Annotated in this window: 18 protein-coding genes and 2 pseudogenes; 8 read left to right on the top strand and 12 right to left on the bottom strand. The window is 30.4% G+C overall.

The window, feature by feature from the left end:
- Positions 1-14: 14 nt before the first annotated feature.
- The 5 genes and pseudogenes from cmeC to ccoG form a co-directional block, all read right to left on the bottom strand.
- Positions 15-1493, bottom strand: a complete 1479-nt coding sequence (cmeC, locus tag AT682_RS01770; RefSeq protein ID WP_002920106.1) for a multidrug efflux transporter outer membrane subunit CmeC — start codon at positions 1491-1493, stop codon at positions 15-17.
- Positions 1486-4608: a multidrug efflux RND transporter permease subunit CmeB gene (cmeB, locus tag AT682_RS01775; RefSeq protein ID WP_004306650.1), complete on the bottom strand. Its 3123-nt coding sequence runs from the start codon at positions 4606-4608 to the stop codon at positions 1486-1488. The genes cmeC and cmeB overlap by 8 nt, the downstream gene beginning before the upstream one ends.
- Complete coding sequence (gene cmeA / locus AT682_RS01780) at positions 4608-5711, bottom strand: multidrug efflux RND transporter periplasmic adaptor subunit CmeA (RefSeq protein WP_002854728.1); 1104 nt, start codon at positions 5709-5711, stop codon at positions 4608-4610. Before cmeA ends, cmeB begins: the two co-directional genes overlap by 1 nt.
- Before the next feature lie 93 nt (positions 5712-5804).
- Positions 5805-6436: pseudogene (cmeR, locus tag AT682_RS01785) on the bottom strand (multidrug efflux system transcriptional regulator CmeR).
- Positions 6423-7799, bottom strand: a complete 1377-nt coding sequence (ccoG, locus tag AT682_RS01790) for a cytochrome c oxidase accessory protein CcoG (protein ID WP_004306647.1) — start codon at positions 7797-7799, stop codon at positions 6423-6425. Before ccoG ends, cmeR begins: the two are co-directional and overlap by 14 nt.
- Before the next feature lie 158 nt (positions 7800-7957).
- Here ccoG and rpsU point away from each other — a divergent pair, with 158 nt between their 5' ends.
- The 8 genes from rpsU (at position 7958) to AT682_RS01835 (ending at position 14522) form a co-directional block, all read left to right on the top strand.
- On the top strand, positions 7958-8170 hold the full coding sequence (rpsU, locus tag AT682_RS01795) for a 30S ribosomal protein S21 (protein ID WP_002780697.1): 213 nt from the start codon (positions 7958-7960) through the stop codon (positions 8168-8170).
- Positions 8171-8286: 116 nt separating this feature from the next.
- Entirely contained in the window at positions 8287-8892 is a 606-nt protein-coding gene (locus tag AT682_RS01805; RefSeq protein ID WP_002854351.1) for a UPF0323 family lipoprotein, read from the top strand.
- A gap of 9 nt (positions 8893-8901) precedes the next feature.
- On the top strand, positions 8902-10071 hold the full coding sequence (locus AT682_RS01810) for a glutathionylspermidine synthase family protein (RefSeq protein ID WP_002920112.1): 1170 nt from the start codon (positions 8902-8904) through the stop codon (positions 10069-10071).
- Positions 10072-10073: 2 nt separating this feature from the next.
- Positions 10074-11009: a D-2-hydroxyacid dehydrogenase gene (locus AT682_RS01815; protein ID WP_002920117.1), complete on the top strand. Its 936-nt coding sequence runs from the start codon at positions 10074-10076 to the stop codon at positions 11007-11009.
- A complete protein-coding gene (locus tag AT682_RS01820) occupies positions 10999-11490 on the top strand; it encodes a YajQ family cyclic di-GMP-binding protein (RefSeq protein ID WP_002854188.1) in 492 nt (163 codons plus the stop codon). The genes AT682_RS01815 and AT682_RS01820 overlap by 11 nt, the downstream gene beginning before the upstream one ends.
- 8 nt (positions 11491-11498) lie before the next feature.
- Positions 11499-11975: a hypothetical protein gene (locus AT682_RS01825; protein ID WP_002920121.1), complete on the top strand. Its 477-nt coding sequence runs from the start codon at positions 11499-11501 to the stop codon at positions 11973-11975.
- 10 nt (positions 11976-11985) lie between these two features.
- Entirely contained in the window at positions 11986-12810 is an 825-nt protein-coding gene (locus tag AT682_RS01830) for a hypothetical protein (protein WP_002920123.1), read from the top strand.
- Entirely contained in the window at positions 12810-14522 is a 1713-nt protein-coding gene (locus AT682_RS01835) for an ATP-binding protein (RefSeq protein WP_004306639.1), read from the top strand. Before AT682_RS01830 ends, AT682_RS01835 begins: the two co-directional genes overlap by 1 nt.
- Here AT682_RS01835 and AT682_RS01840 read toward each other — a convergent pair.
- The 7 genes and pseudogenes from AT682_RS01840 to AT682_RS01870 form a co-directional block, all read right to left on the bottom strand.
- Entirely contained in the window at positions 14487-15059 is a 573-nt protein-coding gene (locus AT682_RS01840; RefSeq protein ID WP_002857273.1) for a protein-methionine-sulfoxide reductase heme-binding subunit MsrQ, read from the bottom strand. The two genes, AT682_RS01835 and AT682_RS01840, sit on opposite strands and share 36 nt — an antisense overlap.
- The gene (msrP, locus tag AT682_RS01845; protein ID WP_004306636.1) at positions 15059-15952 is read right to left on the bottom strand and encodes a protein-methionine-sulfoxide reductase catalytic subunit MsrP; all 894 of its coding nucleotides are present in this window, start codon (positions 15950-15952) and stop codon (positions 15059-15061) included. The genes AT682_RS01840 and msrP overlap by 1 nt, the downstream gene beginning before the upstream one ends.
- Positions 15953-16009: 57 nt before the next feature.
- Positions 16010-16687, bottom strand: a pseudogene (gene pyrF / locus AT682_RS01850) (orotidine-5'-phosphate decarboxylase); the annotation flags it as partial.
- The gene (gene nusB, locus AT682_RS01855) at positions 16684-17082 is read right to left on the bottom strand and encodes a transcription antitermination factor NusB (RefSeq protein WP_002824771.1); all 399 of its coding nucleotides are present in this window, start codon (positions 17080-17082) and stop codon (positions 16684-16686) included. The gene nusB and the pseudogene pyrF, both read right to left, overlap by 4 nt.
- Positions 17082-17546, bottom strand: a complete 465-nt coding sequence (ribH, locus tag AT682_RS01860) for a 6,7-dimethyl-8-ribityllumazine synthase (RefSeq protein WP_004306631.1) — start codon at positions 17544-17546, stop codon at positions 17082-17084. The genes nusB and ribH overlap by 1 nt, the downstream gene beginning before the upstream one ends.
- Positions 17543-18358 (bottom strand): 3-deoxy-8-phosphooctulonate synthase, encoded by an 816-nt coding sequence (kdsA, locus tag AT682_RS01865; RefSeq protein WP_002858652.1) that lies wholly within the window; start codon positions 18356-18358, stop codon positions 17543-17545. The genes ribH and kdsA overlap by 4 nt, the downstream gene beginning before the upstream one ends.
- Positions 18355-19287, bottom strand: coding sequence for a DMT family transporter (locus tag AT682_RS01870; RefSeq protein ID WP_004306629.1), 933 nt, complete (start codon positions 19285-19287; stop codon positions 18355-18357). The genes kdsA and AT682_RS01870 overlap by 4 nt, the downstream gene beginning before the upstream one ends.
- Between the last annotated feature and the right edge of the window lie 19 nt (positions 19288-19306).

The following is a 19306-nucleotide window of genomic DNA, read 5'->3' on the forward strand; positions in this document are numbered from 1 at the left end:
GAGAATAGAACAAACTATTCTCTAAAAGACATATCTAAATTTTTTGATTCTTCTTTTATATTTTTACTCGTATCTTCACTTTGCTCAAATCCTCCACCAAATGCTTTGATTACATCTATTATGGAATTGGCATAAGAATATTTAGTATTATTAAAAGCAACGGCAGCATTAAGCCAATTTTGACGTGCTTCTAAATAATCTTGCAAAGACATTTCTCCTATATCATAGCGTTCTTTAGCAATTTCATAGATTCTTTTGTAAGATTGTTCGCTTGCTTGTGCATTATCGTATTGTAAGCGTATAGTTTTTCTAGCTACTAAAGCATAGCGAATTTCTCCAAAAGCAGTAATCAAAGTATTTTGATAATTTACAAAAGCTTCATCTTTATTAAGCTTAGCTAAATTTACATTTTGGTAAATTTCACCCCAATGAAAAATAGGCAGAGTAAAGTTTCCACCTATATTCCAAGTCTTAGAACCTCCTTTAACCAAGGTATCTAAATCCCCACTTTCAAATCCCAATAATCCTGTTAAAGAAAGGCTAGGTAAGAAAGCCGTGCGAGCTACTCCAACAAGATAATTTTGCTGAGTTAATTTTTCTAAAGAAGAGCCAATATCTGGACGTTGAAGCAAGATGGTGCTTGAAATTCCAGTTGGAATGTCAAATTCTTTAAGATTAAAAACTTGATAGCTTTGATTTTTGTAAAGTATGTCATTTAAATCATTTGAAGTTAAAATTTTTAAAGCTTTAAGGTAATTTTCTTTATTTAATTTTGCTTCATTATATTGCAAAGCCATACTTTCTAAGTTGGCTCTTGCTTGAGCAAGTTCATATTCACCTACAGCACCAACTTGAAATTTTTCATCATTAATCCTATAAATTTCTTTTGCAGATTCATAGGCTTCTTTAAGAGCATTTTCATTTTCATAAGCATTTACAAGATTAAAATAAGTTTGAACCGTATTTGAAATAACAGAAAGTCTTGCAGCTTCATAATCATACTCACTTGCTTTAAAGCTTGATTTTGAGGCACGATATGTATCGCGATATTTTCCCCAAAGATCGATTTCATAGCTTAAATTAAGCCCCATTTTAAAATCATTACCGTAACTTACTTCCCCAGTTCGATTGCTTGGAGCATTTATAGCTGTTTTTGCACGACTACCGCTTGCGCTACCATCAAATTTTGGCAACAAACTGCTAAAATCTATACCTAATTGAGCAGCAGCTTGTTCCATGTGTATGAAGGCAAGTTTTAAATCATTATTATTTTTAAGTGCTAAATCAACCACTTTATTTAAATTTTCATCATCAAAATCTTTCCACCAATTTTTTGTGATAGAGCTATTGTTTTCTTTTTCCCAAGATAAGGCTCCAAGCTTATTATCAATGCTATAGTTTGCTTCGGGAATATTTAAATTTGGACTTAAAGAGCAAGCTGAAATCAAAAGAGTAAAACTTGCTATAGCACTAATTGAAATTATTTTATTCATGAACCTTACCTCTTTTTTTATCTAGCCATTCATTAAAATTTTCTAAAAGATAGAAAAATAAAGGCACAAAGAATATCGCTAAAGTTGATGCTGCGATCATTCCACCAATAAGCCCTGTTCCTAAAGAGTGTCTTGAAGCACTTCCTGCTCCTGTTGCGAAAATCATTGGCAAGACCCCAAAAGTAAATGCCAAAGAAGTCATTATGATAGGACGAAAACGAAGTTTTGCTGCTGCAACAGCTGCTTCAAAAACTCCTTTGCCTTTTTTAAAGCGCTCTTCCATTGCAAATTCTACGATTAAGATAGCATTTTTAGCTGAAAGTCCAATCAAGAGCAAAAGTCCTGTTTGAAAATATATGTCATTGCTAAATCCTCTTAAATATACCAATAAAAATGATCCAAATACCGCAAAAGGTACAGCTGTTACAACTGCTAAAGGTATAAGCCATCTTTCATATTGGGCAGCTAGAATTAAAAAGACAAATATCATACCTAAAGCAAAAGCATAACTTGCTGTTCCTTTACTAGAAACTTCTTGATAAGCTGATCCACTCCAAGCTATGGAATAATCATCCCCTAAAGTTTCTTTTGCTACTTGAGCAATCGCTTCTATAGCTTGACCTGAAGTATAACCTGGTGCGGGTTGACCTTGAACTTGTGCCGCTGGGAAAAGGTTGAATCGTTTTACATCATCAGGCCCTGAACTTCTTTGTAAAGTTAAGAAAGAATCAAGTGGTATCATTTTTCCATCATTTGATCTTACAAAAATATTTTTTAATGCATCTTGTGTATTTCTAAAATCACCTTTTGCGCGGATATTTACTTGGAAGTTTTTACCTAGCATAGAAAAATCATTAACATAATAAGTGCCTATAGTTGCATTCATCGTGTTAAAAACATCTTGCATGTTAAGATTGTAGTGTTTTAATTTATCTCTATCAATTATAAGCTTGTATTGAGGGAAAGTTGTATCAAGGGTTGTTCTTACTCTTGATAGTTCTTTTCTTTGGTTGGCCGCAGCAACAAGTTTATTTACATCTTTTTGTATTTCATCATAGCTTTTTCCGCTTTTGTTTTGAACATACATTTCAAAACCGCCTGTGATACTTAATCCAGGTATAGGAGGTAGGCCTATAAATATACTTGAAGCATTGCGATCAAAAGCAAATTTTTTATTAAGCTCCATGGCGATTTCATCAGCACTCACATTTCTATCTTTCCAATCTTTCAAGCCTATAAACATTGCAGCGGCATTTTCTTTGAGTGAACTTGTAAAAAGATCAAATCCTATCATAGCCATTGCATCTTTAACTCCATTAGTTTTTAAAACTTCTTGGCTTATGTGATCAACTTCTGAGATTGTTCTATGGAGTGCTGAAGCCGAAGGAAGGTTGATAATGCCAATCATCAAACCTTGATCTTCTTCAGGAACTAAAGAGCTTGGTACAGCTTTATAGAGATAAAAAATTGCCCCAAGCATAATACAAAAAATTAAAACAAAACGAATGGTTCTTTTTAGAATATATGCTACTCCTGCGCTAAATACAGAGGTACTCCAATCAAAAAAATCATTAAATTTCTTTACAAATTTAAATGGCTCTCCTTCATTACGTCGCAAAAAGAGTGCACATAAAGAAGGTGTTAAGGTAAGAGCAACAAAACCTGATATGGTTACAGATATAGCTAAGGTAAGAGCAAATTGTCTTTGAATTTCTCCAACAAAACCTGATATAAAAGAAACTGGTACAAAAACAGCACAAAGCACAAGAACAATTGAAATAACCGGAGAGCTAACTTCTTGCATCGCTTGGATAGCAGCATCTTTTACGCTTATTTGCTCATTTTCATGTAAAATCCTGTCGATATTTTCCACAACTATAATCGCATCATCTACAACAATCCCTATGGCTAAAATTAAGGCAAAAAGCGTAAGTAAATTAATACTAAAGCCTAAAACATAAAGTCCAGCAAAAGTTCCTAACAATGAAACAGGCACAGCTATCATAGGAATAAGTGTTGCACGGAAATTCTTTAAGAACATATACATAACAATGATAACTAAAATTAGAGCTTCAACAAAAGTTTTAACAACTTCTTTGATTGATTCTATCACAAATTTTGTTGTATCGTAAGGAATTTTATATGTTAAACCTTTTGGGAAATTTTTTGAAAGTTCTTGCATTTTAGCTTGAACAAGTTCTGCTGTATGCAATGCATTTGCTCCTGATTGAAGATTGATCATAATCGGAACTGCATCATTGCCATTTAATCGTCCTTGTGAGCTGTATTGTTGTGACCCTATTTCTACATCAGCTATATCTTTAAGTCTTAAAAATGATCCATCATCATTCGTTCTTAAAATAATGTTTTCAAATTCACTAGGATTTTGTAGTCTTCCTTGCATAGTGATTGAATAAACATAAGGGGATTTTTGGGTTACAGGTTCTTCGCCAATTTTACCAGTTGCGTATTGGGCATTTTGGTCATTAACCGCAGAAATTACATCAGTAGCTGTGATTCCAAATTTATTTAATAAATCAGGCTTGAGCCAAATTCTTAAAGAATAATTACGATTTCCTATAGCATTTGCATCTCCAACTCCTGGAACCCTTTTTAACTCATCTAACACATTTAAAGTGATATAGTTATATACATCTACTGCACTCATTGAACCATCACTTGAATACATAGAAATTGCAGCAAGTGTTGTTGAGGAAGTTTTTCTAACTGTTACTCCAAGTTTTTTAACTGCATCTGGCATTTTTGCAGTTGCGGCTGAAATTCTATTATTAACATCTATGGTGGCTTGATCAGGATCTGTACCGATATCAAAATAGACAGTCAAACTCATAGTTCCTGAAGAACTTGAAGTTGAATCCATGTAAATCATATTATCCGCGCCATTGATTGCATCTTCGATAGTACTTGCAACTGTTGAAGCAATGGTTTGTGCATCAGCTCCTGTGTAAGTTGCACTTACTTTAACTGTAGGAGGAGTTAAAGAAGGATATTGTTCTATAGGTAAATTTGTAAGACCTATAGCTCCAGCTAAAGAAATGATAATTGCAACAACTGAAGCAAAAACAGGTCTTTCGATAAAAAATTTAGAAAACATTATTGTACTCCAATTTCTTTAACTTCGCTACCAACTTGAATTTTTTTAAAGTTATCTAAAATGATTTTATCGCCATTTTGCAATCCTTTGTCAATAATGGCGTATTCATTGTTTTGGTAGCTTATATGTACAGAAGATTTTTCTACTTTTCCATTTTTAACAAGAAGAACATAAACATCATTTTGATCTTGTTTAACAGCTATTTGAGGCACTTTAAAGCCATTTTTTTGTATAAAACCTTCTGAAGTAATTGTTGCAAAAGCACCCGGTAAAAGTGTTGAGTTATTGTTATCAAATACGGCTTTGGCTTTTACTGTTCCACTATTAGCATCTATAACCGAATCAATAAAATAAAGTTTGCCTTGAACGGTTTCTCCATTAAGATTTAAATTTGCATGAATGCTGTCTAAATCCCATTTTCCACTTTGAGTATTGCGGACTAAATTTAGTTTATCTGTATCTGAAATAAAGAAATCTGCGTAAATAGGATTTAAATTTGTAACTCTAACTAGTTCAGTTGTTGAAGCACTTACATAATCTCCTATATTAACTAAAGCATCTCCTATAGTACCATCAAAAGGAGCTTTTATCTCGGTATGATCTAGATCAATTCTTGCATTTGCAAGCTGTGCTCTAGCACTTGCTAGACTAGCTTTTGAATTGTTAAATGTAGCAAGAGAAGAGTCGTATTCTTTTTGAGAGATTGCACTTTTGCTAAAAAGAGCTTTAGAACGATTAAAATCCTTGCTTGCATTTTCGAAAGTTGCCTTAGCCATTAAAGCTTGTCCGTAAGCTGAATCAACACTAGCTTTAAATTTATCTTGTTCTATAATAAATAATGTTTGTCCTTTTTTTACCTTATCTCCAGCTTTAAAAAGTTTATTTACTATTACGCCGCTAACTTGAGGTTTTATAATGACATCATAATCACTGACAAGTTTAGCAGGGTAAGTAAAACTAAGTGGTAAATCTTCAGATTTAGCACTCATGGTTGTTACAGGTTGAGGCGGCATTTGTATTTTTGGTGCTTCTTCTTTGCTGCAAGCAGCGAGTAAAAGCACAACACCTAAAGCTAAAATAGTATTTTTTTGAAATAATTTCATGGTTTTGCCTTGAAAAATTAAATTAAAAATTGTAATATTTATTACAGAAATTTTTGGCTAATTATATCTTAATTTTGGTTAATAAAATTATTTTTAAGCTTTGGATCCATTGATCCCATTTAGAAAAACGTTTACAACAAATTCAACATGTTCTTTTTGTTCTTTTTTATTTTTTAAAGGAGTATTAATTAAAACATTAAGATGATGATAAGGTTCTTTTAACATAGTGCAAAAAAGAACAGCAAGTTTTTCTGCATTTTTTTCATATAAGAATTATTTTGTTGCTTGAAAAAATCCATAAGTATGTTATAGGAAAAATTTTGTTGATTGTTTTCTATCCAATTGGCAAGATGTCTATCTTTGTCATAAACTTGAGAATAGATAATTTTACCAAAAGCTACAGCTTCTGGTTGATTGAAAATTTCTATAAAAGCTAAACCAAAAGAAGTTAAAATTTCTTTTAAAGTGCCATTTTCAATTTCTTGTGTTTTGGAATAAATAAGATGAAAGTGTTTTTTACATATGTCATCTAAAATTTCAAAGAATAGCCCTTCTTTACTTTTAAAACCATCATAAATATTAGAATAAGATCCTCCAGATAATTTAATAATATCACTCAAACTTGTTTCTTGGTATCCTTTTGTTAAAAAAAGCTCTAAGGCCACTGCTTTGATTTTTTCTTGTCTGGCTAAAACTTTTTGTGATGGTATTCTATTTGAGTTCATTTTTATCCTTTATAAGAGTGCTTTTAGGGTATACAAATATACTTTTTCTAAAAACCGAAATTTTTTCATTATCCTTTGCGTAAGCTTTTATATGTAAAGGAAAGATTACATCTTTTTTATCATTATTTGCTAAATTTTTTGTAGCCCTGATAACAACTATTTTTTTGACTTGTTCTCCTGCTTTTAATTTAAAAGGTTTGTTTGGTCTTATGATTTCAATTCCATCATTTATTCCTTCTAAATTTGCTGTAAAATAATATTCATGAGGTTTAGAATCTGTATTTTGAAACAAAAAGGTATAAGCATTTGAAATGACTAATTCACCTTTAACATTTGAAATATTATATAATTCACTACTACGATTGATATTTAAAAGCATGCTTTCTTTTTTGCTTCCCATGATGATTAAAGCCAATAAAGCAATTAAAAGAACTATAAAATATGCTATCGTTCTAAATCTTAAATAATGAACCTTAGAACGCGTTTCAATAGCTTTTGCACTTGTCCAATTGATCAAACTTGGACGATTAAATTTACTTTGTACCTTAGAGCAAGCATCGGCACATTCAAGACAATTAATACATTCAAGTTGCATTCCTTTGCGTATGTCAATATGAGTTGGACAGATGCTAACACAGGCTTCACAACCTATGCATTCTCCCTCAGGCGGTTTTTTATGAAGTTTGGTGTGTCCATCATAGATCAAGCCCCCGCGTTTTTCATCGTAGATCACTTGCATTGTATCATGATCGAACATTACAGATTGTATTCTTGCATAAGGACAGACATAAACACAAAATTTTTCTTGTAAGTAGGTAATATCCAAAGTAAAAAGTAAGCTAGCACAAAATAAAATTCCAAGTAAAAGTAGATGCTCGCCAGGATTTTGAATATAATTGAAAAAATCTTCAGGAGGAATAAAGTACCAAAGTAAATTACTAATAGCAACTAAAGATATAAAATAAAAAATTATTACTCCAAGAAATTTTTTAAAATATTGTCCCTCATATTCTTTTTGTTTGTTATTGATATTTTTGCGAATTTTAAGAAATTTAGTTTGTATGATATCTCTATATATAACTCTAAAAATCGTTTGTGGACAACTCCAAGCACACCAAATTCTTCCACCTAAAGTTGTAATAAAAAAAATAAATAAAAAAAGAAATATAAGAACAAAAGGCATGAGATAAAATTCTTGTGTTGAAAAAGAAATAAAAAATAGGTTTAATTTAGAGTGATCAAAACTTAAAAGAAAAAAATGATTCTCATTAATTCTTATGAAAGGTAGGGCAAATATGATAATACTTGCAATTAAATATACAAAATATCGTTTTTTTGTATAGTTTGTAATGTGTCCTTGCATTTTTAGACCTTAATTATAATTTTTAGCACTTTGTAATTAAGGATTATAACCGATAAAAACTAAAACAATTTTTAAATGCTTTCTAAGTTAGAATTAATAAGAAGTGTTTTATAATTATATTTCACAACAAAAATTTACACAGAAAGGTGGTGAGGACTGTGCCAGGAATCAAGGTGCATCCTAACGAGTCTTTTGATGAAGCGTATCGTAAATTCAAAAAACAAGTAGATAGAAATCTAGTTGTAACTGAAGTAAGAGCAAGAAGATTTTTCGAGCCTATGACTGAAATTCGCAAAAAACAAAAAATTTCAGCACGCAAAAAAATGCTTAAAAGACTTTATATGCTTAGACGCTACGAGTCAAGACTCTAACCCAAAAGCCCGAAAGGGCTTTTTTTATATCTACGAACTTCATTTGGTATTAAAAAGTATTTATTATTTTTTGTTAAAATTTCTAATTTAAATTTTCTGTTTTTAGGATAAACTCTATGAAAAAAATCAAAAAAATCATTCAAATTGGTATGATAGGTGGTTTAGCAGCTGTTGCTGGAGGTGCTTTAGCAGGTTGTGGAAGTAATAATGACAATGCAGATACTTTAAATCAAGCAGCTAATGCTCAAGGAGCTTTTGTAATTATCGAAGAAACAGCTCCAGGGCAGTATAAAATCAAAGATCAATATCCAAGTGATGAAACAAGGGTAGTTTTAAAAGATCTTAATGGTACAGAAAGAATTTTATCCAAAGAAGAAATGGATGCTTTGATTAAAGAAGAAGCAGCTAAAATTGACAATGGAACTTCAAATTTAACTAAAGACAATGGGCAAATCAGTAGTGGGGGATTGAGTTTAGGAGAAACTTTACTCGCAAGTGCTGCAGGTGCTATTTTGGGAAGTTGGATAGGTTCAAAACTTTTCAATAATCAAAATTTTGCTAATCAACAACGCGGTGCTTTTTCAAATCAAAGTGCTTATCAAAGGAGTGTTAATAGTTTTAATAAAGCAGGCACAACAAGCTCTGCTTCAAGTGCTAAAAAATCAGGTTTTTTTGGTGGAGGCTCTAAAGCCACAAGTTCTAGTTCTTCTTTTGGCTCTTAAGGATAAATAATGCAATTACTACAAGTAGACAAACTTCAAAAAGATTATTTGGAAAATATAGGTTTTTCTTGGCATACAGATGAAGATGGAAGTGATTATATTAGCAATAAGTTAGTTTGTGTTAAGGAAAGTGAAGCTAATGCTTATTATGAAGCGGTAAATGAGCTTTATGATATGTTTATTGCTGCAGCGCAAGAAGTGATTGATAATGATCGTTTTGATGAGCTTGGAATTCCTTTTAATCTTATTGATGCGATTAAGATGAGTTGGGAAAATGAGGTTCATTGGCATTTATATGGGCGTTTTGATTTAGCGGGTGGACTTGATGGCAAGCCTATAAAACTTATAGAATTTAATGCTGATACCCCTACTGCTCTTTTTGAAAGTGCGATTTTACAATGGGCACTTTTAAAACAAAATGGAATGGATGAAAGCGCGCAATTTAATAGTATTTATGAAAGTTTGATGGATAATTTTAAAAGACTTATTACTCTTGATGAAAGTGTTGAAGGGTTTGAAGAGCATTATCAAGGATGGAAAATTCTTTTTTCAAGTGTTGCAGGAAGTAAAGAAGAAGAAATCACTACAAAATTACTTTCTCATATAGCCAATGAAGCAGGTTTTCAAACTAATTTTTCCTTTGTAGATGAGGTGGAATTTAGTGAAGAAGGTGTTTTTAAAGAGGGCGAAAATTATGAGTATTGGTTTAAGCTTGTTCCTTGGGAAGATATAGCCATAGAAGAGGGTGAACTTGCCATGCTTTTAACTCAAATTATGCGTAATCAAAGAGCAATTATTTTAAATCCTGCTTATACGCTTTTATTTCAATCTAAGGGAATTTTAAAAATTCTATGGGAACTTTATCCAAATCATCCTTTACTTTTAGAAACAAAAGATACTCCTTTGGAAGGTAAAAACTATGTTAAAAAACCTGTTTTTGGTAGAGAAGGTGCAAATATCAGTATAATTAAAGATGGAAAAACTTTGCATGAAAATATAGGTCCTTACGGGAATAATAAGGCTATTTATCAAGAATATGTAGAGTTTAATTCATGTGAAAATGAATACTATCAAGCAGGTGTTTTCTTTGCTTATGAAGGGTGTGGCTTAGGATTTAGAAAAGGAGGACTTGTACTTGATAATTATTCTAAATTTGTAGGACATATTATAAAGGATTAGAAATGAAAATTGTTTGTTTAGATGCGGCAACTTTAGGGGATTATGATTTAAGTGTTTTTGAAAAATTTGGTTCTTTGCAAATTTATACTACAACAAATAAAGAGCAAACCATAGAGCGTTTAAAAGATGCTAATGTCGCCATGACAAACAAGGTTGTAATTGATAAAGATGTGATTGATACTTGTAAAAATTTAAAACTCATTTTAGAAACTGCTACAGGGGTTAATAATATCGATATTGAGTATGCTAAAGAAAAAGGTATTATTGTAAAAAATGCTGCTGGGTATTCTACTATGAGTGTGGTGCAACATACTTTTGCGTTTATGTTTGCTTTTTTAAATCAAGTGCTTTATTATGACAAATGGAGCAAAGAGGGTAAATGGTGTGAAAGTCCTATTTTTACAGATTATAGTAGAATTTTAAACACCTTAAGCGGTAAAAAACATGGTATTATAGGTTTAGGAACCATAGGTAAAGAAGTGGCAAAAATTTCAAAGGCTTTTGGAGCCGAAATTTATTATTATTCTACGAGTGGAGCTAATAAAAACGCAGATTTTATACATTTGGAATTAAAAGATTTATTGAAAACTTGTGATATTATTAGTATCCACGCACCTTTAAATGAAAAAACTAAAAATTTACTCGCCTTTGAAGAATTAAAGCTTTTAAAAGATAATGCGATTTTGATTAATGTAGGAAGAGGTGGGATTATCAATGAAAATGATTTAGCTAAAATCATAGATGAAAAAAATATTCGTGTAGGGCTTGATGTTTTAGAAATTGAACCTATGATGAAAAATCATCCACTTTTAAGCATTAAAAATAAAGAAAATCTTATTATCACTCCTCATGTTGCGTGGGCGAGCAAGGAGGCTTTAAATGCTTTAATGGATATAGTTTATAATAATTTAAAAGAATGGATAGAAAATGGCAAGTGAACATAGTTTTGATATTTCAGCAGCTTTAGATAAACAAGAGTTAAAAAATGCTTTTGAACAAGCTAAAAAAGAACTTGATAGTCGTTATGACTTAAAAGGAATTAAGTGTGAGATTGATTTAAGCGAAAAAGAGAGTATTTTTAAACTCAGTTCTTCTAGTGAAGGAAAACTTGATGTTTTAAAAGATATAGTGATTTCTAAACTTATCAAAAGAGGAATTAATCCTAATGCTATTAAAGAGCTTTCTCGTGAAAGTGGAGCAATGTTTCGTTTAAATTTGAAAGCAAACGATGCTATTGATAGTGAAAATGCCAAAAAAATCAATAAAGCTATCAAAGATAGCAAACTTAAAGTTAATTCTTCGATTCGTGGTGAAGAAATTCGTGTTGTAGCAAAACAAATTGATGATTTACAAGCTGTGATGAAGCTTGTAAAAGAGCTTGATTTAGAGTTAAATATCAGTTTTAAAAATCTTAAATAAGGTCAAATTTGAAGCATTGTTTAGCTCTGTGTTTTATTTTTTTTCTTTGTGCTTGTAGTGTGAAAAATCAAAATTTTTCGAGTCAAAGCTTGATGGTTTTGATTGCTTCTCCTATGATAAAAATCAATGACGCAGCTTTTTTAAAAAAAGAAAATAATGCTTTAAATTTAGAAGTTTATAAACTAGGGCAAGCTTTTTTTGAACTCAAAATCAAAGATAAAATTTGTATCAATGCAGTGTGTTATGATAAACAAGTGTTTAATCAAAAATTTTTTAAAAATGTATATTATGATGATATTTTAAGTGATATTTTAAAGGCAAATGCTTTATGGCAGGGTAAAAATTTAGAAAAAACTGATTGTGGTTTTGAACAAAATTTAAAAGCAAAAAATTATGAAATTTTTTATCAAGTTTGTGATAATAAAGTAAGTTTTTTTGATAAAATTTCACATACTAAAATTATCTTAACGCATATTCAAAATTGAAGGATAGAGTTTGAAATTTTTTTTACTGGTATTTTGCTTTGTAAATCTAGCTTTAGCGCAAGTTTATAAAGGTGAATTGTATTTTTATCATTTGCAGGATAAAGAAATTTTTGCCATAGTTTATGATAATGCACCTATGACTCCACTTTTTGACAGGGATAAAAATCAAACAAGTTCTAGTTTTTTAATTATTGATGATATAAATGGAAATTTAGAGATTCCGCTCGTTAAGACAAATGATTTTTGGCAGGATGAGCGTAAAAAATATAAAATCAATTCTTCTAAAATGCTTACATATGATAATAAAAATTTTCAAGGAGAAAATTTAGGAACAACTACTTTAGAACTTGTTGAAACGCAAGATGGCATTCGTATAAAGCGTAGTCTTGATTTTATAGGTTTTAATGATGATTTTAAAGAATTTTATCCTGTTCATAAGGGTGTATTTAGTTTTGAACAAATTCGCCAAAAGCCTATTTTTTTACAAGATGGAAAAATTAGTTTTGAAGAATGGTATTATTTTTATGAAGATGGTATGAGCCGTGCTATTTTAGAGTTGAATAATTTTGTTTATGATATTAATGCTCACGCGTTTGTAAAACTAAATGATTTGTATAATACTGAAAATCAAAAATTTCAAAGTCTTTTACATGAGAAGCTTAAAAATACATGTGATGAGTGTTTTGAAGATCTGAAAAATTTACAATTTAATAATAATTTTTTGCTTAATAATGGAAAATTAAAAATTTGTTATCTACCTTTTGAAGGTCATTTTTTAGATGAAAATATTTGCGTAGAATTTAACGAAGATGAGCTTAAGGAATTTAAAAAATAATGGAAAAATTAAAAAATTTTTTAAGTTTGAAAAATATAGAAGATACTCAAATTTATAAAGAGCTTAAGTGTGCTAAAAATGAGGCTTTGATTCTTAGAGAACTTTGTAGAAATTATGTCGTTTCTATTTCTTCTATCAATGCCTTTACTTTATTATCGACAATTTTTGGAAATGATAAGTATCTTTATCTTGATGCTTTGGAGGATTTAAAAAAACTTATCGAAAGAGGTTTTGTAAATCAAAATTCGAGTTTTTTTAAAAGTTTAGAAAATAATAAAACTCAAACATTAACTCTTGCCTTATTGCAAAGTGAGCTTAGTCTAAGTGAATATTTTTTAGAATTTTTAGAAGCAAAACCTCGTTTAAATTTTGAGAAACAAGAGGCTTATGCAGATTATTTAGAATATTTAAAAGATGAATTTGCGCGTATTCAATTATACGAAAGATTAAGTTTTATACAAAAAAGTGCTTATAATAGTGAAATAAAAAATCAAATTAAACTTTATGAAAAACATATCAAAGAAAGACTAAAAAAAAGTAAATTTTATAATGTATTGGCTGATATTTTTAAAGAATACAATCTTGAACATAAAGAACAAATTATTTTTCTAGCACTTTTAAAAGAAGAATACGCCTTAAGTAATGAAAGTTCGATTTCTAGAGAAATGAATTCTTTACTTTCTTTAATCAGTGAAAATGATTTAGAAAGGCATAAAAATAAAAAACTATTGCAAGAAAATGCTCCTCTTTTAAACTTAATCGAGTATGATGAATATTTAAATGCTTTTGGAGATATTTCTAAAAGTTTTTTTATTATCGATGAAATTTTACAAAGAATTATAAATTTTGAACCAAAACAAAGTAAAAAAATCAAAATTGAAAGTGTTTTAAAAGATCAAGATATTTTCGAGCTTATAGAACCAAGCACTGACATCAATGATATTATTATGCCTGAAAATACAAAAGAGCTTTTAGAAAATATTTTAAAACAACAAGATAAAAAAGTCCTAGAAAGACTTCATTCTTGGGGTATAAAGAGTAATAAAAATATAGAAGCTAAAATTATTTTTTATGGTCCTGCTGGTACTGGAAAAACTATGTCAGCTTTAGCTATGGCTAAATCAATGAAAAAATCTGTTCTTAGTTTTGACTGTTCTAAAATTTTGAGCAAATGGGTTGGAGAGAGTGAGCAAAATGTAAGAAAAATTTTTGATACTTATAAAAATATCGTGCAAACTTGTAAACAAAGTCCTATTTTACTTCTCAATGAAGCTGATCAGTTTTTAAGTACGCGTGTAGATGGAAGTAGTGGTAGCGATAAAATGCATAATCAAATGCAAAATATATTCTTAGAGCAAATTGAGCGTTTTAGTGGTGTGATTATCGCTACGACAAATTTTTTAGAAAGCTTAGATAGTGCATTTTCAAGAAGATTTGATTATAAGATAGAATTTAAAAAACCTGATTTTAGAGATAGACTTAAAATTTGGGAAAAATTTCTACCTAAAAAAGCATTATTTGAAAAAGATTTTGATATAAATATTTTATCAAATTATGAATTAAGTGGAGCACAAATTTTAATGGTGGTGAAGAATACAGCTTTGAAAGTAGCTGTATCAAAAGATGGGGTTTTTAAAATGCAAGATTTTATAGAAAGCATACAAAAAGAATTAAATTCAAGTTTTGATAAAAGTAAGATTGTTGGATTTTAACTTTTTTAATGTTTTTGTATAGCGAACTATAAAATAAAACAAAGCTATAATTAAAGCACTCCATTCCCAAAACATAGGAATTTTTGGGGTTAAAAAATAATGATAACTTGCCAAAACTAAGCATAAATATCCTAGTTTTCTGATTTTACTAAGTTTTTTAAAGATTTTAAAAGAACTTAAAAGCATTAAAAATATGATTAAAAATGCGATAAATCCACTTGCTTCTAATAAACGATGTGAAATATCATCGAAAAGCCTTAAAATTTGAGCATTTCTATCAAAAATAAAATAATTTAAAAAGTGCAAAATCGCCCAAAAAGCTGCAAAAATACCTAAAATTTTAGGATAATTTTTTGTTTTTTTAAATTTAAGTAAAGAAAATAAAAGACTTAAATTTAAAAAGATTAAAGCAAATATTCCGGTGTAAATATAGGCTTCTTTTACAAAATCAAAGGCTTTTATGATATGATAAAAGCCATAGATTAAACTTATGATAAAGCTAAAATAAGCAAGAAATTTAAAGTATTTTGTCTGCATTAAAAATTCACTTTCAAGTCCATGTTTTTATATAAACTTGCCACTTCTTTTTCATATCCATTAAACATTAAAGTAGGTTTGGTAAAGAAGTCTCCTAAAGCCCTCTCGTTAGCTTGAGACCATCTAGGATGAGAAACATTAGGATTGACATTGGCATAAAAACCATATTCACTTGGAGCGTAACTTTCCCAAGTGGATTTAGGCTGTTCTTTGGTAAATTCTATTTTAACTATAGATTTAATACTTTTAAAGCCATATTTCCAAGGAACAACAAGGCGTATTGGAGCGCCATTTTGAGGCTTTAAGGCTTTTTTATACATTCCTACTGCAAGCAAGGTAAGAGGATGCATAGCTTCATCCATGCGAAGTCCTTCTATATAAGGATAGTCTATAGTTGGAAATAAAGCGTCTTGATCGGGAAATTGACTCTTATCTAAAAGAGTGGTAAATTTAACAAATTTTGCCTCGCTTGTAGGTTTTGCCATTTCAATCAAACGACGCAATTCAAAGCCTACCCAAGGTACCACCATAGACCAAGTTTCAACACAGCGAAAACGATAAATTCTTTCTTCTAGCGGGAATTTTAAAATATCTTCCATGCTTAAAGTTAAAGGTTTTTCTATTTCTCCACTGATATCGATTTTCCAATTTTGAGTATTGAAATTTTGTGCTAATGATACAGCCTTTTTTTTATCTGTTGAAAATTCATAAAAATTGACATAATTTGTAGCCAGTTCTTCATCGCTGATTTCAAGTTTGTTTGGATTAGTATCGCTTGTGAAATTTAAAGCAGATAGTTTAGAAGCAAGCACGCTTGAACTTATTAAAGCACCTGCTCCAAATTTTAAAAAATCTCTTCTTTTTTTATATAAATTCTCAGGAGTTATAATCATAATTTTTCCTTGTTAAAAATTTTTATTATTAAAACATAACAAGGATAATGATTATTAAATTTCTTGTAGAATTTTTTCGCAAATTTTTCTAGGGTTATTATCTTTATAAATAGGGCGTCCAACTACTATAAAATCGCTTAAATTTTCTCTAGCCATTGTTAAATTAGCGACGCGTTTTTGATCATCATTTTTCTCTCCAAATGGACGAATACCTGGAGTGAGAGTTAGGAAATTTCTTTGAGTGTGTTCTTTGATGATTTTACTTTCAAAAACAGAACATACCATACCATCAAGTCCATTTTCATAGGATATTTTTGAAAAATTAATTACAGCTTCTTCAATTTTTTGTCTATAAATACTAAAGAAATTTTCTTCATCAAAACTCGTAAGAGCAGAAACTGCTAAAACTAAAGGTCTTTTTGAAAATTTGCTAAGCCGTGTCATAACTTCTTGTATGGCTATTTTTCCAGCACTTGCGTGGATATTGATCATATCAACACCAAGTTTTGATACTTCTTCGCAAGCATCTGCCATAGTGTTGGGAATATCATGAATTTTAAGATCAAGAAATATTTTAAAATCATCAACTTTTTTAAGTTCTTCTATGAATTTAAAACCATCTCTTAAATATGCTCTTAAACCTACTTTTAACCATATGTCTAAATTTTTTAATTCTTTGGCAAGTTGTAAGCATTCTTCTTTTGTAGAAAGATCAAGTGCGACACAAAGCTTCATTTTTTAGCCTTTATTAAGGCATCTAAAACTCCATTTATAAATTTTGGAGAATTATCATTAGCAAGTTCTTTAGCAAGTTCTATAGCCTCATTGATGACAATGGCGCTAGGAGTATCGGTAAAAAGTAACTCATAAGCTCCAAGTCTTAGTATAGCTCTTTCTACATGTCCTAAAGCTGTAATTTGATTATCATTTAGAAATGAATTTAAGGTTTCATCAATATTGTTTAAATTATCTAAAATTCCATTATATAAATTTAAAGTAAAATTTTTTTGTTCATTGCGTATTTTTTTTTCATCTAAAATTTCATCTACAAAAACGTTGTTTTGAGAATTTAATTCAAAAGCATAAAGTAAGGAGATGACGCTTTGGCGAACTTGATGACGCGTTGCCATTAAAGCTCCTTGCTTAAATTTAACATCTCAATTATAGTTGTCATAGCTTCAAAGCCTTTATTGCCTGCTTTGCTTCCAGCTCTTTCTATGGCTTGTTCTATTGTGTCTGTAGTTAAAACACCAAAGCTTACAGGGATATTATGATTTAAACTCACATTGGCTATGCCTTTGGTGGTTTCTGCTGAAACATAGTCAAAATGCGGAGTTGAGCCACGAATTACTGCACCTACGCAACAAATTGCATCAAATTTTTTGCTTTCTATAGCTTTTTTTAACGCATACGGAAGTTCAAAAGCACCAGGAACAAGTATAAGGCTTAGATTTTCCTCTTTGCCCCCGTGTCTTAAAAAAGCATCTTTTGCTCCTTCTACAAGGCGATCTGTGATGATATGATTAAATCTTGCATTAATGATAGCAATTTTTGTATTTGAGTCTAAATTTAATTTTCCTTCAATAATATTCATTTGTTTTCCTTTATGATATTTTGTATTTCTAGTAATGTATTAACGCAATTTTTAAGGCGTGTAAGATTAAGCATATTAGGTCCATCGCATAAAGCCTCGCAAGGATTAATATGTGTTTCAAAGAAAAAGCCATCTATGCCTACGGCTGCTGCCGCTCTTGCTAAAGGTTCTACAAATTCGCTTTTCCCTCCGCTACTTCCACCTGCAGCCCCTGGCATTTGTACACTATGGGTAGCATCAAAAATAACTGGAGCAAATTCACGCATGATAACTAAAGAACGCATATCTACTACTAAATTTCCATAGCCAAAGCTAGCCCCTCTTTCGGCTACAAAAACACCATTTCTTTGAGCAGCTTCATAGCCTTCATCTTCTATACCACGGGTTTGTAGAACTTTTTTAACGCTGTATTTGATATCGCTTGGGTTTAAAAATTGTCCTTTTTTGATATTAATTTTTGCCTTAGTTTTTGCTGCGGCTACAAGTAAATCGGTTTGACGACATAAAAAAGCAGGAATTTGCAAGACATCAGCTACTTCACTTACAGGGTTTGCTTGATTGCTTTCGTGTATATCGGTTAAGATTTTCATACCAAATTCATCTTTTACGCTTTGTAAAATTTTTAATCCTTCTTCAAGACCAGGACCTCGAAAAGAATTAATACTTGTGCGATTGGCCTTATCAAAACTTGATTTGAAATAAAATTCTATATTTGGATTTTCATTAAAATTTTTTAACTGTTCAGCAACTTTAAAAATCAAATCTTTGCTTTCTATCACGCAAGGACCAGCAATGAGTATCATTTTTTTCATTTTTTTCCTTTGTTCTTAACTAAAATTAATCCACCAAAAATAATGCCTATTATACCTAAAAAAACCATAGTACTTGGTAAATTATCTCCCAAAATTATCCCAACTATCATACTAAATACTACATCAAGATAACTAACTCCGGCAACCACTCCTGCTTGTTTAGCGATACCATAAGCTTTAGTGACATGAATTTGATAAATGGTGCCTAAAGTTCCCATAATGGCAATGATAAGCCAAGCTGTAAGACTTGGCATCACAAAAGGTGCTAGAATGAAATCTAAATGTAAAGAATCAAGATGCTGTGGTTCAAAAAATTCAGCACTGATCATAGAAATTAAAGGCATTAAGGTTCCTAAAAGGATAAAAGAAAAGGCAATTTGTTCTGTAGTGTAAGATTTTCTAAGTTCTCTTACACTTGTAAGAGCTAAAGCGGCTAAAAATCCACTCGTGATACCTATAACTGAATTTTTTAAATCAAAGCCTGAATGATTTAAATTATGAGCCCAAGGCTGAGCGATTAAAAGCACTCCACCAAATGCTATTAAAATTCCTATCCAGCCTTTGATGCCAATATTTTCTTTAAAAACAACAAAAGCTATTAAAGTAATAAAAATAGGAGCAGTTTTTTGAAAAGCAAAAGCTCCACCTAGTGTAATATTTGAAACATTATAGAAAAACATATATAGTGAAAGCGTGCCTACTACTCCACGAAATACCAAGAGCCAAAAATATCCCCCTTTTTTATGTGCCTTAGATCGTTTTAAAAGATAGACTATGAAAAAAATTCCTATGATATTTCTAAAAAACATAATTTCTATAGAACTCATTTCCTTGCTAAGAATTTTTGCACAAGCTCCCATAAGTGCAAAATCCAAACATGCTAAAATCATGAAATAAATTCCTAAATTATGCTTGATTACTTTTAGCATTTTTTTCCTTGACTAAAAT

Origin of the sequence: Campylobacter jejuni (assembly GCF_001457695.1) — a bacterium.
GTDB classification, from domain to species: Bacteria; Campylobacterota; Campylobacteria; order Campylobacterales; family Campylobacteraceae; genus Campylobacter_D; species Campylobacter_D jejuni.

Excerpts from the sequence above, each read along its gene's own strand:
- cmeC (WP_002920106.1), bottom strand. The coding sequence starts at position 1,493 with ATGAATAAAATAATTTCAATTAGTGCTATAGCAAGTTTTACTCTTTTG.
- cmeB (WP_004306650.1), bottom strand. The coding sequence starts at position 4,608 with ATGTTTTCTAAATTTTTTATCGAAAGACCTGTTTTTGCTTCAGTTGTT.
- cmeA (WP_002854728.1), bottom strand. The coding sequence starts at position 5,711 with ATGAAATTATTTCAAAAAAATACTATTTTAGCTTTAGGTGTTGTGCTT.
- ccoG (WP_004306647.1), bottom strand. The coding sequence starts at position 7,799 with ATGCAAGGACACATTACAAACTATACAAAAAAACGATATTTTGTATAT.
- AT682_RS01805 (WP_002854351.1), top strand. The coding sequence starts at position 8,287 with ATGAAAAAAATCAAAAAAATCATTCAAATTGGTATGATAGGTGGTTTA.
- AT682_RS01810 (WP_002920112.1), top strand. The coding sequence starts at position 8,902 with ATGCAATTACTACAAGTAGACAAACTTCAAAAAGATTATTTGGAAAAT.
- AT682_RS01815 (WP_002920117.1), top strand. The coding sequence starts at position 10,074 with ATGAAAATTGTTTGTTTAGATGCGGCAACTTTAGGGGATTATGATTTA.
- AT682_RS01820 (WP_002854188.1), top strand. The coding sequence starts at position 10,999 with ATGGCAAGTGAACATAGTTTTGATATTTCAGCAGCTTTAGATAAACAA.
- AT682_RS01835 (WP_004306639.1), top strand. The coding sequence starts at position 12,810 with ATGGAAAAATTAAAAAATTTTTTAAGTTTGAAAAATATAGAAGATACT.
- AT682_RS01840 (WP_002857273.1), bottom strand. The coding sequence starts at position 15,059 with ATGCAGACAAAATACTTTAAATTTCTTGCTTATTTTAGCTTTATCATA.
- msrP (WP_004306636.1), bottom strand. The coding sequence starts at position 15,952 with ATGATTATAACTCCTGAGAATTTATATAAAAAAAGAAGAGATTTTTTA.
- nusB (WP_002824771.1), bottom strand. The coding sequence starts at position 17,082 with ATGGCAACGCGTCATCAAGTTCGCCAAAGCGTCATCTCCTTACTTTAT.
- ribH (WP_004306631.1), bottom strand. The coding sequence starts at position 17,546 with ATGAATATTATTGAAGGAAAATTAAATTTAGACTCAAATACAAAAATT.
- kdsA (WP_002858652.1), bottom strand. The coding sequence starts at position 18,358 with ATGAAAAAAATGATACTCATTGCTGGTCCTTGCGTGATAGAAAGCAAA.
- AT682_RS01870 (WP_004306629.1), bottom strand. The coding sequence starts at position 19,287 with ATGCTAAAAGTAATCAAGCATAATTTAGGAATTTATTTCATGATTTTA.